Source organism: Winogradskyella jejuensis, from assembly GCF_900129745.1.
Lineage (GTDB): Bacteria > Bacteroidota > Bacteroidia > Flavobacteriales > Flavobacteriaceae > Winogradskyella > Winogradskyella jejuensis.
Map to the genome: position 1 here is coordinate 904,049 of NZ_FQWS01000001.1, position 15,480 is coordinate 919,528.

Genomic DNA, 15,480 nt, shown 5'->3' on the forward strand with positions numbered 1-15,480 from the left:
TCAAGCTATGTTATCAAAAACTATAGAAACTGCATTGAACAAACAGATAAGAATTGAAGCTGAGTCTTCTCAGGTCTATTTAGCTATGGCTGTTTGGGCAGAAGTAAAAGGGCTAGAAGGAATTTCCAATTTCATGTACGACCAATCTGATGAAGAACGCGAGCATATGCTTAAATTGGTAAAGTTTGTAAACGAACGTGGCGGTCATGCACACGTAAGTGAACTTGCTGCGCCAAATGTGTCTTTTGATTCTTTCCGACAAATGTTTGAGAAGCTTTTGGAACATGAAATCTATGTCTCTGAAAGTATAAATGAACTGGTTCATATTTCACTTCAAGAAAAAGACTATGCAACACACAACTTTTTACAATGGTATGTTGCCGAGCAAATCGAAGAAGAAGCTACAGCGAGAACAATACTAGATAAAATAAATATGATTGGTGATGACAAAGGCGGATTGTATCTCTTTGATAGAGATATTCAGCAATTAACTGTTGTAAGTTCTGCAGCACCAGAGCCAGGCGCATAAATGTTAAATTTTATTTAGATTAAATTTAAATAGTTATTTTTGCATCATTATTCTGGTCAAATAATGGGCAAAAAGAAAAAGGATAAAAAACTAAAAAAAGAACGTATAAAAGTTCTTAAAAATTCTGCGCTAAAAGACTCAATTAAGGTTAAGTCCAAGTGCTGTAAAAAATATAAAAAAGCAGAGCACAAACGTTGCAAAAAGTGTCCTTGCTTTGATTTACTTAAAAAAGTGGCTTAGATTAAAGTCGCTTTCTTTATTTTTAGAATACTGTAAGTTCCTCTACGAACTTATGACAAAGTTTCATGCAATACCAATTTAAAGAGTTTTCTACTAAAGCTCTATTACAGATAAAGGATAAAAAAGCACTAGAAGATTTTAGTTCTGCTAGACAAACAGAATACTACACCTTTATTTGGACAAGAGACAAGCCTATTGATTTAGTTATTGATAGTATTCCATTTACACTAGAGCCCAATAGCATACTTGCGCTTACACCAATACAATACCTTCAAGCCATAACTATTGAAGATGTTGTTATTTATCAATTTAATCGAGAATTTTATTGCATAAAAGACCATGATAAAGAAGTAAGCTGCACTGGAATTCTATTTTTTGGAAACTCAAATATACCTGTAATAAATCTAGAGGATGATGAGTTGTCTAAATTTAATATGCTTCATCATGTTTTTATAGAAGAGTTAGAGACAAAAGATAATATACAAGCTGAGATGCTTCGTATGCTAATGGCCAGGTTTATTATAAAGTGCACTCGTCTTTTAAAAACTAAAGAAGGGATTATGGAAACCCCTAAAAGCTCAAAAGTAGATTTATTACGCTCATTTAATTTTTTAGTAGAGCAACATTTTAGAAACGAACATAGTGTAGGTTTTTACGCAGATAAGCTCTACAAATCTCCCAAAACCTTATCTAATAACTTTGCAAAACTTAATCAAAGTCCGCTTCAAATAATCCACGAGCGCATTGTACTAGAAGCTAAACGACTTCTTATTTATACAGATAAGACAGCAAAGGAAATTGCATACGAAGTTGGTTTTGACGACGCTTCGCATCTCAGTAGATTATTTAAAAAGCATACTTTGCTTTCTCCATCAGACTTTAAAAAGCAGCTTAAAGACGTGTCTTAGGAAAAATTGACAAGTCTTAGGGCGATATCTTCATTCTTTACCACTTCTCCCTAACGCATCTTTGCATTGTAATATTAAAACAATAAAAAGATGAAAACTACGCACAAATCTCTATTTAATCTAATAGAAATATTCAGAAAGACACCAAAAAGAATCTTAAATACTATCAGTCCAAATTCGCATTGCGAACATAAATTTATACATGATTACTATTGCGATTCTGAACAACCATTTATTAGCGAAAATTAATTCGGGAATTATTGACAACTCAATAGGAAGAATTTACATTCTATATAAAGAGGAATCGATTCACCTTTGTACCAACAAATTTTATAACTGAAAATCATTTCAGAAAACACAATTAATAACAAATAAAATAATATTATGATCACATTTAATGTACCAACTAGAGAAGATGTAAGCGAAAATAATCAAGTAATTTTCGACAATTTAACAAAAGCCTTAGGATTTGTTCCTAATCTATATGCTACTTACGCTAATAGCGATACCGCATTAGAAAATTACCTCAACTTTGCAAATGCACAAACATCACTTTCTGCAAAAGAAAAAGAAGTGGTGAACCTCGCTGTTAGCCAAGTAAATAATTGTATTTATTGTTTATCTGCACATACTGCAATAGGAAAAATGAATGGATTTACAGATGAGCAAATATTAGAATTAAGAACTGGTTATTCTTCCGTTAATAACAAATTAAACGCTTTAGCTAAACTAGCTAAAAACATTACTGAAAATCGCGGAAATACCGATGATGCTGTATTGGAAAACTTTTTTAATGCAGGTTATACAAAAGCAAATCTTATCGATGCCATCTCTTTAGTAGGAGACAAAACCATTTCTAACTATATCCACAGCACTACAAAAATTCCTGTTGACTTTCCTGTAGCTCAACCTTTAGAATTAGAAACCGTCTAATTAATTATATATATATCAAAAACACAAAAAACATGAAAAAAATCATTTCAATCCTAGTTATCGCTTTAGCATTTGTTACCGTATTAAATGCACAAGACAAAATGAAAAAAGACACCATGATAAAAGGTGATGAAGTAAAAACCATCTCTTTAGAACAAACTAAAGGAGCCTTTACACAAAAATCTTTAACCATCAGTGAAGGTGCCTATATTTTTGAAATCGCAAATAATAATGCTGGTACCGATGTTGGATTTGTTTTAGTACCAAAAGGTAAAGATGCTAACAACCCAAAAAACCACATACAAGCAGCTTATGTTACAAGCGTTGTAAAAGAAGGAAAGACAGAAACATCTAACACCACAAAACTAACAAAAGGCGAATATGTATATTTTTGTCCGCTAAATAAAACACCTCAATATATTTTGGTTATAAAATAATTGTAAGTAAATACTTAAAAAAGGGGAGGGTTATAGAAAATCCTTCCTTTTTTTGTTAAATCGGAATTAAAAATGTTAGTGTTTCGCTATTTTTACATCTTAAAAAAAGCAAATTCAATTATTATGAAAAGAAACTACTTAAGAACGATATTTGCGTTCACCTTGTTTTTTGTTTACAACTATTCCTTTTCTCAAAATTCTTTATCAGATGATAATCAAACTATTCAAATAAATAAACCTATTTGTGAAATTCCTGCTGTAGAAGATGTAAGTGATTTTAGTATTCAGCGACGAGAGTCTGTGATAGAAAAAATGGAAGGTAGGTCATCTAATCCTTGCTCTTCATTTATAGTCAGTTACAATGGATTTCCGCCTGATTTATTTGGTGGTCCTGGCGAAGCTCAAATTGCATTTCAATTTGCTGTAGACATATGGGCTAGTTTAGTTGATTCTCCTGTCCCAATTAGAGTTAATGCTAATTTTGCTCCTGCAGCAGCTACAAATTTAGGCTCTGCATCGCCAGCATTTTACGAAGAACTTCCAGGTGGTCCTACTAATCCTTTTGCGCAAATACTTTATCCTGCCGCTCTTTACGAAAAACTAATAGGTGAAGACAGTGATGGTGCATTAGGCCAATCTGTTGATATAACGTGTAATTTTAATAGCAATAGAAATGATTGGTATTTTGGTTTGGATGCGAATCCACCAAGTAATCGATTTGATTTTGTGACTGTTGTGCTACACGAATTAGGTCATGGCCTAGGTATTGCTGGATTTGGTGTTGAACTTAATAATGGAGAAATAGCAATTAGAAGAGACCAATCTGGTTTTTCTGTATCAGCATCATCTAATCATGTAAGTATTTGGGATACTTATGTAGATGGATTTGAGTTTAATTTTGGTGATCCATTAAATCCAGATACTCCTCCTATTCTTGACGAAGCTAGATATCCTGACCCAACAACTCCATCTAATACTCAATTAAGAGACCAACTTACAGGAGAGAATTTATCAATAAATGCTCCTATTGCCTTAAGTCAGAATGGTGGAGACCAACCAAGGACATATGCGCCTACTACCTTTAATGGAGGGTCTAGTTATAGTCATCTTGATGAAGCCACATTTAATGGTACTCCTCATGCTCTGATGACGCCATTTTCAGCTTTTGGGGAAGCAAATCATGACCCAGGAAATATAATCTTAGGCTTTATGGAAGATATGGGCTGGACTTTATGCCAAGGGTCTTTGAGTACTAATAACTTCAGCATAGAAGCTGTTAAGATTAGTCCTAATCCTTTTACTGAGAGCTTAACAATTACTTTGCCTCCTCAATTGACTACCCAAGAATTTAATTTTTCTATCGTTGATATCAATGGCCGAGTAGTTTTATCTGAGATAATAAATCGTAATAATGAGATTACAATATCAAATTTGAGTAGTTTGGACGAAGCATTGTATTTCTTAAATATAGAAAGCAAAAGTTCTGACTTAAGAATTACCAAAAAAATTATAAAACAATAATTATATTATTTCTAAAATAAAAAAGGGGAGCATAAAGTTCCCCTTTTTTATTAAACTAATTTTACTTTATTATTTACCGAGCATTAATAATTCGCTGCAGACAACTTCTGTTGTATACCTTTTTATACCGTCTTTGTCCTCCCAGCTTCGAGTAGTCAATTTGCCTTCAATAGCAACTTCTTTTCCTTTACCTACATACTTTTCCACAATTTGTGCAGTTTTTCCCCAAGCTACAATATTGTGCCATTGCGTATCTGTTACTTTTTCGCCTTGAGCATTTTTGTAACTTTCATTTGTAGCGATTGAAAATTTAGCTAATGTTTTGCCTGATTCTAAGTTTACAATTTCTGGGTCATTTCCTAAGTTACCAATCAACTGTACTTTGTTTCTTAATGTTTTCATGTGTTCTAAATTTTTAATGATTAAACAGTTAATACTATCGAGTTTGTAATTCGACAGTGCAAATATCTAACGGTAAGCAAATTTTAGTCGGTTATTACATATTTAAATTCGTTTGTAAATATTTGTAGTCATTTGTAAATGAATAATTAGTATATTGCAAAAGTGACTTAATCCTTTTAAATTCCAAGAGAATCAAAAGAAAACCAATCCATATTGAAACCTCTCGCCTAATACTAAGAGAATTCAACAAAAAAGATATTGATGCTCTTTTTAAGTTAGACTCCAACCCAATTGTACATGAATTTTTAGGAAAAAACCCTGTAAAAGAAAAAACAGAGTCCAAAAAATATATTGAAGATTGCATCCAGAAATATGAGAGTCACAGTATATGCAGATTAGCAATTTTAGAAAAAGAAAGTGGTAATTTTATTGGTTGGTCTGGCTTAAGATTTATTGACGATTATACCTTTAACGACCATACCAATTTCTATGATGTGGGTTACAGACTAATGCCTGAGTATTGGAATAAAGGTTATGCAACAGAAGCTGGAAAAGCTTCGGTAGATTATGGCTTCAATATTCTAAATATCGAAACTATATATGGAATTACAGAAATAGATAATGTAGCCTCTCACAAAGCGCTACTGAAAATTGGATTAAACTACGTAGAAGATTTTGAACATACAGACGGAAGTACTTTAAGATGGTATAGTATTAAAAACAAAAATTATGAGTAAAGCTTGTCCAGAATGTGGTGATAAAATAATTGGACGGATTGATAAGAAATTCTGTAGCGATGGTTGCAGAAATGCTTATAACAATCGTATAAACAAAGACTCTAAAAACCTTATCCGGAATACTAACAACAGGTTAAGAAAAAACTACAGGATACTCGAAGAATTGAATCCAGATAAGAAGACAAAAACATCTAGAGCTAAGTTAGTAGAAAAAGGATTCGATTTCAACTATTTTACAAGCATATACACCACAAAAGCAGGTACCATATATTACTTTGTATACGACCAAGGCTATTTGCCACTAGATGGCGATTATTATGCTTTGGTAAAACGAAATGACTAGCCTTTAGTTTTGCTATTCCAATTTTCAGATTTAAGCTGTAGTGCAGCTTTTAGAATATCTTTCTGACTAATTTGCCCAACAAGTTTACCATTTTCTACTATAGGAAAACGACGGCGTTTGGAATTTAAAAACTTGTTGGCAGCATCAAAAATATCCATGTTGCCATCTATGGTTTCAACATCTCTAATCATTCTCTTTTCTACTAAGTCTTCCTCCAAAGGCATGTTGTAATATCTGCTATCACTAAGCTGCTTTAAGCAATCGCCCTCAGAGATAATACCCACTAATTCGTTTTTTTCATTAACTACTGGTCCACCAGAAATCTTATTTTTTATAATAGCTTCAACCACAGAATGAACCTTTTGATTAGGCTTAAAAGTGATAAGATTTGTTGACATATAATCCTTAACTCTCAGTATTCTTTCTTGAACACTTCCTTGCTGCTTCCTAGCTCCTTGAAAACTTTTAATACCCATGACCCTGATGTTTTGCGTGAAAACTAAAGTTACTTAAAATTAACGAGTTAAACAAAAATGTATGCTTACACAATCTTATATTTGCGAGAAATCTGAATCTTATTTTGAAAGTAAAAAACACTAAAATTAGTATTCTAGGCTGTGGTTGGTTAGGGTTGACTCTCGGCGAAAAATTACAGGCCTCTGGATACTTAATTAAAGGGTCTACTACTAGCGAAAGTAAACTTATCGACTTAAATGAAAAAGGTATTCTACCTTTTATAGTTTGCTTAAACGAAACAAATATCGAGGGTAATATTGAAGAATTTCTTTTAAATTCAGAAGTACTTATCATTAACATTCCGCCTGGATTAAGAAAAAATCCTAATAAAAATCATGTAGCAGAAATTGCTCAGCTAATGCCTTACATTGAAAAAAGTACTGTTAAGTATGTTCTTTATGTAAGCTCCACTTCGGTTTATGCAGACGCCTTCCCATTCCCTACTATTACAGAACAAATACCACCTAATGGTACATTGGAATCAGCAAAGCAACTTGTAGAAATAGAAAAATCCCTTAAAGAGAACACTAACTTTAAGACAACTATATTAAGATTCTCTGGATTGTTCGATGCACATCGCCATCCCGGTAAAATACTCTCAGGCAGAGTAAATATTCAAAATCCTGAAGCACCTGTTAATCTTATCCATAAAGACGATTGCATAGGAATCATTCAATCTATAATAGAAAAACAACTTTGGGATGCAACGCTAAATGCTTCTTATCCAAATCATCCAACTAAAAAGGAGTACTACACTATGTATTGCAAAAAGCACCATCTCGCCCTTCCAAAATTTAAAAATGAAAGTCCTTCAAAAGGAAAAATTATTGATGGCTCTAAACTGGCACAACTCTTGAATTATGAGTACAAAACTGGCCTCTAGGAAATTAATAACTTTTTAAGACCTTTTAGTATTAATTTTCATAGATTTGGCGCACTAAATTAATTAACAATGAAGAAGATTATTATTGCAGTAGCAGTACTTGTTTCGACACTAAGTTTTGCTCAAGGTAATGCAGATTTAAAAGCTCACTACGAAGCTTTTTACAAACAAATGAAAACACAAGGAGATGTGCAAGGTATTATAAATGCGATGACGCATTTAGAAGTTTTAACACCTTCGCAAGCCAGAAGAGATACTTTAGCTTACTTATACTTAACTGAAGGCCGATACTTACAAGCCTTAAATGTTGTAGGCATAGAAAAAAATGCAGCAGATTCTGATTTAAATGTCGAAGTAAAAGCCGTTTCACTTAAAAACTTAAATGAGATTAAACGAGCTATAGAGCATTATGAAGTTTTATTCAATAGAAATCCAAGTGCTCCGTTAGCTTACGAGTTGGCAGATTTAATGATGCAAGACAACCAAGATGTAGCTGCAAAGACTAAGATAGAATATGGTTTGGCTAATGTAAAAGACGATATGAAACGTGCATTTTACGAAACACAACGTCCTTACGAAACCTCATTAAAGGCGGCATTTTTATATCTTAAAGCTTTGGCTTTATTTAAAGAGAATCAACAAACAAATTTAGACGCTTCTCTAAAGTTAGTGAACGAAGCCTTAACTATTGATCCTAATTTTAATATGGCAAAACGTACTCGCGAAGCCTTAGAAGCTAAAAAAGCAGCTCCTAAAAATTAAACTAGGTTATTAAGACAAATAAAAAATCCCGCTGACATGCCAGCGGGATTTTTTATTTATGATATATAGTTTTTATTATTACCAGATACGTACACGCTTCTCTGGAGCTAGATACATCGCATCACCTTCTTTAATATCAAATGCCTCGTAAAATGCGTCAATATTTTTTAGGGGTTGAGTTGCTCTAATGTTTCCTGGCGAGTGAGGGTCTGTTTTAATTTGCGTTCTCAACGCATCCTCTCTAATCAATGTTCTCCAAACTGTAGCCCAAGACATAAAGAAACGTTGCTCGGCTGTAAAACCATCTATGTCTTCTGGTCTTCCGTTCTCTTCAAAAAACAACTGTAATCCGTCATAAGCACCTAATACTCCTCCTAAATCTCCAATATTTTCTCCTAAAGTAAACGGTCCATTAACATAGACGCTATCTAGAACTTCTAAAGCGGAATATTGATCAGCTAGCGCTTTTCCTCTTTTTTCAAACTCAGCCAAATCTTCTGGTGTCCACCAGTTATTTACATTTCCATCACCATCAAAACGTGCACCAGAATCATCAAAAGCATGAGAAATTTCATGACCAATTACTGCGCCAATACCGCCATAATTTACAGCTTCATCTGCAGTATAATTGTAAAATGGAGGTTGAAGTATAGCTGCTGGGAATACAATCTCATTATTCAAAGGATTAAAGTAAGCATTAACCGTTTGAGGTGACATTCCCCAACGTTTTTTATCTACTGGCTCATTGATTTCTGATAAGTTTTTCTTTTGCGCCCACTCTCCTACAGCCAGCATATTCTCTGCGTAAGAATTACCTTCTTTCACTGCCATTTTTGAGTAGTCTTCCCACTCGTCTGGATAGGCAATTTTAACTGTAAACTTATCTAGTTTTTCAATGGCCTTGGTTTTAGTATCATCTGTCATCCAATCTAACTTTTGGATTCTATTTTGAAATGCTTTGATAACATTTGCAATCATCTTCTCCGCTTTCTCTTTAGCTTCGGGTGGGAATTTGGAATCTACATAAAGCTTACCAATAGCTTCACCTACACTACCATTAACCGTTCCAAGAGCTCTTTCTTCTGCACTTCTTTGCTTTTTTGCGCCACGTAATTCTTTACTGTAAAACTCCCAGTTGGCTTTTTCAATTTCAGTAGTTAAAAATCCTGATGCATTGTTTAATGTACTCCAAGTCATTAATGTCTTAACATCTTCTATTGGTGTATCTTTTAAGAAAGCATCCATAGCTTTCATATACTTTGGCTGCATAACCAATAAGGTATCTAATTGCTTTTCAATTCCCATGTCATCAATAAGCTTTTGCCAGTTCATAGATGGTGCCATTGCTTGAAGATCTTGCAATGATGTAGGGTTATTAAAGTTACGTATATCTCTACTTGCCACTTTATCTAATCTAGGTTCTGCTAGTTGCGTTTCTAACTCTAAAATACGCTCTGCAGCTTTCCTTGCATCTGCTTCAGAATAATTTATAAATTGAAGCATGCGCGTAATGTGATTGACATACTTAACCCTTATTTCTTTTGTTTTTTCGTCTTGATCTAAATAATAATCACGCTGTAAGCCTAAACCTCCTGGAAAAACCCAAGCAGTATTCATACTGCTATCATTAAGGTCTGGATTTGCGCCTATGCCAGCAAATGGGGCAGAAACACCAAGTGTAGTGGCGTAAACACTTTGCATTTCATTAAGGTTAGAAATACCATTAATTTTATTTAAAAGCGGCTGAATAGGTTTTATTCCTGCTTCATTACGAGCCACAGTGTCTAACTCAGATTCAAAAATGAGAAGCGCCTTTTTTTGGTCACTACCTTCTTTGTAAGTTCCTAATTCTTTAGATGTATTCAAGATTTCGAGAACATCGTTTCTAGTAGATTTACGTAAAACTCCAAAACCACCCCAACGACTTTCATCATCTGGGATGGAATTTGTTTTCATCCAACTTCCATTAACGTAGTTGTAAAAATCTTCCTTAGGGCTCACACTTGTGTCCATATTTTCCAGAATAATACCTGGAATTTCCTCTGCCATAGCAGTTTTTTCTTTGGCTTCTTCTTTACAAGCAATAATTGTAAAACATGCCAAAACTAAGGTCGCTAGAACGCGACTAACTTTTGTTTTCATGGTGATTATTAATTAGTTTGTAATTACATTAGTTATACATAAGACCTTTATCACAAAAAAATGTTACATGTAAACAGGAATTTGTGCTAAAAAGTAGTGTCATCTTCACTCATCTTCAGGGCGACCAACATCATTTTTATCAAATTCTAATTTCTTATTAATTACAAAAATGAGATTAGAATTGGCAATCAATAAATCCTTTATACTAGATAGCTTGTTCTCTACCGAGTAATTATCTAAGGTTAAATCGTTATTAAGCTTAAGTAGTTTTGTTTCCAAAGCCGTTATTCTAGCATTCACTGGCTTGGTGTTAATACTTTGCGGAATACTTACTTTTAAACTATCTAGAAATGCTTTGAGTGTGTCTTTCTCAGAAGTAAAAAAGGTAATATCAGCTTTTTTTAAATAAGAAACTTGGGTTTCTAATTCTTTAAATCTAGACCAATCTTGAACTTCTTTTTCTGCATCACCGCTTAAAATATAGTCGTTGTATTTAAAATTCTCAATTGCTTTAGCCGATATTTCTTTTCTTTCTTTGGAACTAGCTTCTTCAGCAATATCACTATTATTCTGTGCTTTATCTCCACAACTAGCAAGAAGCGTTAAAGCGAGTATTGGAATTATATATTTGGTTTTCATGTATTCGAGATATTGGTAATGCTCTGTAAAGGTAAATAAACTCGTCTTTTATGGATTTATTATAAGCTATTAAATTGAATTTGATTTCTATTCATCTAGTCAAGAATAAAAAATTCTTAAAACGGAGTGTATTTTATGTTTTTTTAATAAAAAAACCTCTTGTTTTCTTAGTATTTTTGAAGATAATAAAATGGTAACATGTCTTCAAAAATATTAATCATAGGCGCTTGTGGGCAAATAGGCACAGAACTTACAACTAAATTAAGAGAAATTCACGGTGTTGATAACGTCATTGCAAGTGATATAAATACAAGAAATTTAGACCTTGTAAATTCTGGTCCTTTTGAGATTATAGATGCCAAAAATTTTAATGCCATAAAGGATTGCTGCAAGAATTATAATATAGACACTGTCTATCTTATGGCTGCTTTGCTAAGTGCCACTGGAGAAAAATATCCAATGGAGGCATGGGACTTGAATATGAATTCGCTTTTTCATGTTCTAAATCTCGCCAAAGGTGGTACCATAAAAAAAATATTTTGGCCAAGCAGTATTGCCGTTTTTGGACCATCTACACCAAGAGACAATACACCTCAGCACACTACATGCGAACCCACGACAGTTTACGGTATTACCAAACAAGTCGGAGAACGCTGGTGCGAGTACTATCATAAAAAATATGATGTAGATGTACGCAGTATTAGATACCCTGGAATTATAAGTCACAAAGCAATGCCAGGTGGTGGCACAACAGATTACGCCGTTGAGATATATCACGAGGCTATAAAAGAAGGAACTTACGAGTGCTTCCTTTCTGAAAACACAGAACTCCCTATGATGTTTATGGACGATGCTATAAAAGCCACTGTAGAATTAATGCAAGCCCCTGCCGAAAAAATAAATATACGCTCAGCATATAATCTTGCAGCCATATCTTTTACACCAAAACAAATCTTTGAGAGTATTAAGAAACATATTCCTGACTTTACAATTACTTATAAACCCGACTTTAGACAAGCCATAGCAGACAGTTGGCCATCATCAATTGATGACAGTGTTGCCAGAAAAGATTGGGGCTGGCAACACGACTTTGACCTAGACAAAATGACTCAAGAAATGATTGAAAACTTGGAGAAACAAGTTTGTCGTGTGGATTTTAATCCTAGATAGTATAAATAGATGATATCAAAAAAAGCCCACTTCTTAAAAGTGGGCCTTTTATTAAAACTAAAACTTTATTAAAATTCTCTAATTATTGCTTTAAGAGTTTAATGGTACTCTTAGAATTTCCAGAAGTTAATTGCAAGAAATAAATTCCAGAATTTAAATCAGTTATATCAATAGCATTTTCTATGTTATTTGCATCTATTGTTTTTACCAAGGCACCGTTGATATTATAAATTTCTGCTTGGCTAATATTAGTATTAGCTCTATGTATAGTAAAAGTATCTTGTATAGGATTTGGATAAATAGAGACCTCTGAAAGTTCAAAATCATCAACAATTGATAACGCAACACCTGCACCAACCCTAAACTCTTGGGTCGCTATACCTCCATTACCATCTAATGCCATTACGTATAGTCTTGCAGTACCGGATTGATTGCTTGTAATTACTAATTGATTATCCTCAATAGTGGCGCCTATAATCTCAGGATTATCACTTGTCACAAAATATAATAATTGGTCATTTTCAGAGTCAGAAAATACTGGTAACAAGTCGATTATCAAAGAACCGAAATCCTCATTTAATTCTAAATCTTCTAACTGAGTACTCACGATTGGTGATTCATTTTGAATATTCCTTTTAGGCTTCCAATAGTAGTAGCCTAAATATTCGAAACCTAAAACATTGACGCCACATTCATCTTCTTTAATAATGAGTTTAAATTCACCTGATGGTTGCGGAGCATCATTACCATGTATTAAGGCTTCTCCATCAATATCTACTGTTAGAGACCAACTATTTGCAGCATTATCTTGCCATAAAAATTGCCCACTGTTCTTTATAACTTGTCCCTCATCAGCTGAAGTTTCTACAGGCACTCTTGTGTAATTTCCAACTGCTATTTCAACTGGTACAATATCTCTAAATAAATCAAAACGCCGTCTATAAAATTCATTTTGAAATTTTAATGCAGAAACGGCAGGAAAATATTCACCATCAGTTGTTTTGTAAAGCTCTATAAAAAAGTCTTCACCTGGGTAGAGTGAATCTTCGCCAGTCTCTAAAATTCCTGCTTGAAAATCTGGAAAAACTTCCCATTGAAAGCCTGCCGCATTTTTCCAAAAATATCGTCCATCTTCAAGAATAATTTCTCCAATGTGAAAATCGTTTGTTATCTCATCTAAAGAAAATATTCCACCTTGTAAATCACTTATAGATAGTAAATCTAATTGTGCCAACTCTTCATCCTGAACTCTAGTAATAAGCTTAGAACTTAAAGGTGAGCAATCAACTTGTAACCGTTTGTATAAACTTTCGGCATAAAAATCTGGTTCAAATATGCCTTCAAAATCACTTGGCCAAAAATCTGGATTAAACCAATCGTGACCGTTAACCTCAAGCTGTAAGTGCGGATATTTACGATATAAATGGTGAAAAAATTCGTGTTGCAGCCATTGTGGCAAGTAAGCTCTCCTTTCGATATCACTATAAAGTCCAGAACCTAAATGTGCTGGTTTCCTAACCAACCATTTATCATCTATAACAAAAGCGGGACCAGACCTTTCATCTTGCCCCATTCCGCCAGTTATAAATGTATAATCATCAAAAACATCATTTTCTGGAACATATGAAGGATATAAAATCCACCACCAGTCTGTACTGTTAAGTTCTTCATCACTAAATGCAGCATACACAGGTTCTTCATTTCTACTTGTAATATATGGCTCAGAACTAGTTATACTAAGATCCATACAAACGTCTGGAAGTTCTATAATTTCAATCTCAATATTTAATGAGCCTCCTGTAATTGCTGTAACGTATTGAGAAAACAAACTAAACGACTGTCTAACTATTCTATAATCATCCGCAATTAGTTCTTGTGCAATAGTATTAGTTACATAAGGACCTGTACCAGTATTTAATTCTTCTACAGTGGTAGGTTGTATACCTTGAGAACATCCTACCAGAACAATTTTCATCACCACCGTTTCGGGTGTTATATCTTGCGTATTATTAAGTTGAAAATCTACAATATCTTCAATCATACGCAGCCCATAATAGGTATTTGGAGAACCTATGTTTGCTCCATTTGGTGCGCCTAACACATCTAACCAAATATTTGTGCCCTTTGGATAGGTCTCAAATATATTGTCGATTAATAGTTTGGCACCTGGATAATCTCCTGTGTTTATGGCATCTTCTGCTTGTATAAATGTGGTTAATGCGTTACGAGACTGCTCACTAAATGCTTCGGCGCCGCCATAACAATCAAAAAAATCATCAACGGTTATTGCGTTACATTCTAAATTTTGTGAAATACTGGATAAGCTTACAAAAAAAGCAACTGTAAATATTAATAATCTTGTTTTCATAGTACAAAGATTTAGTGAGGTCTGGGCATTTATTTTCAAGTTATAGCAGTTCTATTGTTCTATTGCTATTCCAAGATTTGAAAAACGCTATAATTAGTTTAACTTATTGCTTAATCAACTTAATTGTTCTATTAGCGTTACCAGAAACAAGTTGTAAAAAATAAATTCCAGAATTTAACTCAGATATATCAATAGAATTATCTGTAACATCTGCGCTAATCGTTTTAACTAAAGCGCCATTAATATTATAAATTTGGGCATTATCAATTGAAATTCCAGCTGTTTTAATATTAAATGTGTCTACTATTGGATTAGGAAATACAGAGGTTTTAGAAAGAATAAAATCATCAGCACTTAAAACAAGGTTAAAATTGGTGTCTCCAACCAAAGCTCCATAACGGTCTATATTACCTGATCCATCTTGTGAGTCCATTACAATAACATTCCCTAAACTTAGACTAAAGTCATTAATAAGTGTTGTTATTAGAGGGTCAGTCGTTTCTACAAACTCTATATCTCCACCTGTTGGTGAGCTCGTAACCTCAAAGCTTACTAAACCAAATCGTTCTGTCCCGTGATTAAAGATAGTTTGCCCTACATCACTTACTAGTGATATGACATCTTTTGTACCATCTCCAACACCAGCTCCTTGCAATACAGGTCCAGTAAGGATATCCACATCTGTTTCCCAGCCAGTTCCAGTTAAAGATGTAATGTTTCCTATAGTTTCTCCTGTAGCTATGGTAAATAAAACAACGCCAGAGGCAAAATCTGCACCTGTAGCTGCTGCACTTGGCACAGCAAATACAGTATATAAATTAGAGTTTGTAGCATCACGCTCTACCTCAAAGTCGTATGTGGTTTGAGCATAGGTAAGCAATGTTAACATTGCAAATAATAGTGTAGTAATTTTTTTCATGGGTTTAGGGTTTATTTATTAATATTAAGTT

General features: G+C 33.7%; 16 protein-coding genes. 10 read left to right on the top strand and 6 right to left on the bottom strand.

Going from position 1 to position 15,480, the window contains the following annotated elements:
• Positions 1-7: 7 nt before the first annotated feature.
• The 5 genes from BUB95_RS04215 (at position 8) to BUB95_RS04235 (ending at position 4,568) form a co-directional block, all read left to right on the top strand.
• Positions 8-529: a ferritin gene (locus tag BUB95_RS04215; protein ID WP_073083517.1), complete on the top strand. Its 522-nt coding sequence runs from the start codon at positions 8-10 to the stop codon at positions 527-529.
• Positions 530-834: 305 nt separating this feature from the next.
• Positions 835-1,677 (top strand): helix-turn-helix domain-containing protein, encoded by an 843-nt coding sequence (locus tag BUB95_RS04220; protein ID WP_073083519.1) that lies wholly within the window; start codon positions 835-837, stop codon positions 1,675-1,677.
• A gap of 384 nt (positions 1,678-2,061) precedes the next feature.
• The gene (locus BUB95_RS04225; RefSeq protein WP_073083522.1) at positions 2,062-2,610 is read left to right on the top strand and encodes a carboxymuconolactone decarboxylase family protein; all 549 of its coding nucleotides are present in this window, start codon (positions 2,062-2,064) and stop codon (positions 2,608-2,610) included.
• Positions 2,611-2,642: 32 nt separating this feature from the next.
• Complete coding sequence (locus BUB95_RS04230; protein WP_073083524.1) at positions 2,643-3,047, top strand: hypothetical protein; 405 nt, start codon at positions 2,643-2,645, stop codon at positions 3,045-3,047.
• A 123-nt stretch (positions 3,048-3,170) separates the two neighbouring features.
• Positions 3,171-4,568, top strand: a complete 1,398-nt coding sequence (locus BUB95_RS04235; protein ID WP_159432635.1) for a T9SS type A sorting domain-containing protein — start codon at positions 3,171-3,173, stop codon at positions 4,566-4,568.
• Positions 4,569-4,637: 69 nt separating this feature from the next.
• Here BUB95_RS04235 and BUB95_RS04240 read toward each other — a convergent pair whose 3' ends face one another.
• Positions 4,638-4,970 (bottom strand): single-stranded DNA-binding protein, encoded by a 333-nt coding sequence (locus tag BUB95_RS04240; protein ID WP_073083529.1) that lies wholly within the window; start codon positions 4,968-4,970, stop codon positions 4,638-4,640.
• A gap of 230 nt (positions 4,971-5,200) precedes the next feature.
• Between BUB95_RS04240 and BUB95_RS04245 the strand changes: the two genes are divergently transcribed.
• Positions 5,201-5,707 carry a GNAT family N-acetyltransferase gene (locus BUB95_RS04245; protein WP_262508111.1) on the top strand — a complete coding sequence of 169 codons (507 nt, stop codon included), beginning with the start codon at positions 5,201-5,203 and terminating at the stop codon, positions 5,705-5,707.
• Entirely contained in the window at positions 5,700-6,050 is a 351-nt protein-coding gene (locus tag BUB95_RS04250) for a hypothetical protein (protein WP_073083534.1), read from the top strand. The genes BUB95_RS04245 and BUB95_RS04250 overlap by 8 nt, the downstream gene beginning before the upstream one ends.
• Here BUB95_RS04250 and BUB95_RS04255 read toward each other — a convergent pair.
• Positions 6,047-6,526, bottom strand: coding sequence for a CBS domain-containing protein (locus BUB95_RS04255; protein ID WP_073083536.1), 480 nt, complete (start codon positions 6,524-6,526; stop codon positions 6,047-6,049). The genes BUB95_RS04250 and BUB95_RS04255 overlap by 4 nt on opposite strands.
• 104 nt (positions 6,527-6,630) lie before the next feature.
• On the opposite strand from BUB95_RS04255, the gene BUB95_RS04260 reads away from it, so the two are divergent.
• Positions 6,631-7,449, top strand: a complete 819-nt coding sequence (locus tag BUB95_RS04260; protein ID WP_073083538.1) for a Rossmann-fold NAD(P)-binding domain-containing protein — start codon at positions 6,631-6,633, stop codon at positions 7,447-7,449.
• A 69-nt stretch (positions 7,450-7,518) separates the two neighbouring features.
• Positions 7,519-8,211, top strand: a complete 693-nt coding sequence (locus BUB95_RS04265; protein WP_073083540.1) for a type 2 periplasmic-binding domain-containing protein — start codon at positions 7,519-7,521, stop codon at positions 8,209-8,211.
• 78 nt (positions 8,212-8,289) lie between these two features.
• Here the strand turns inward: BUB95_RS04265 and BUB95_RS04270 are convergent, their stop codons facing one another.
• Both BUB95_RS04270 and BUB95_RS04275 read right to left on the bottom strand, forming a co-directional pair.
• On the bottom strand, positions 8,290-10,353 hold the full coding sequence (locus BUB95_RS04270; RefSeq protein WP_073083542.1) for a M13 family metallopeptidase: 2,064 nt from the start codon (positions 10,351-10,353) through the stop codon (positions 8,290-8,292).
• 105 nt (positions 10,354-10,458) lie between these two features.
• Entirely contained in the window at positions 10,459-10,992 is a 534-nt protein-coding gene (locus BUB95_RS04275; RefSeq protein ID WP_073083550.1) for a hypothetical protein, read from the bottom strand.
• A 198-nt stretch (positions 10,993-11,190) separates the two neighbouring features.
• Between BUB95_RS04275 and BUB95_RS04280 the strand changes: the two genes are divergently transcribed.
• The gene (locus BUB95_RS04280; protein WP_073083552.1) at positions 11,191-12,162 is read left to right on the top strand and encodes an NAD-dependent epimerase/dehydratase family protein; all 972 of its coding nucleotides are present in this window, start codon (positions 11,191-11,193) and stop codon (positions 12,160-12,162) included.
• Between the two features lie 82 nt (positions 12,163-12,244).
• On the opposite strand, the gene BUB95_RS04285 is transcribed toward BUB95_RS04280, so the two are convergent.
• Both BUB95_RS04285 and BUB95_RS04290 read right to left on the bottom strand, forming a co-directional pair.
• Positions 12,245-14,530, bottom strand: a complete 2,286-nt coding sequence (locus BUB95_RS04285) for a T9SS type A sorting domain-containing protein (protein ID WP_073083554.1) — start codon at positions 14,528-14,530, stop codon at positions 12,245-12,247.
• 103 nt (positions 14,531-14,633) lie between these two features.
• Positions 14,634-15,449: a T9SS type A sorting domain-containing protein gene (locus tag BUB95_RS04290; RefSeq protein WP_083573310.1), complete on the bottom strand. Its 816-nt coding sequence runs from the start codon at positions 15,447-15,449 to the stop codon at positions 14,634-14,636.
• Between the last annotated feature and the right edge of the window lie 31 nt (positions 15,450-15,480).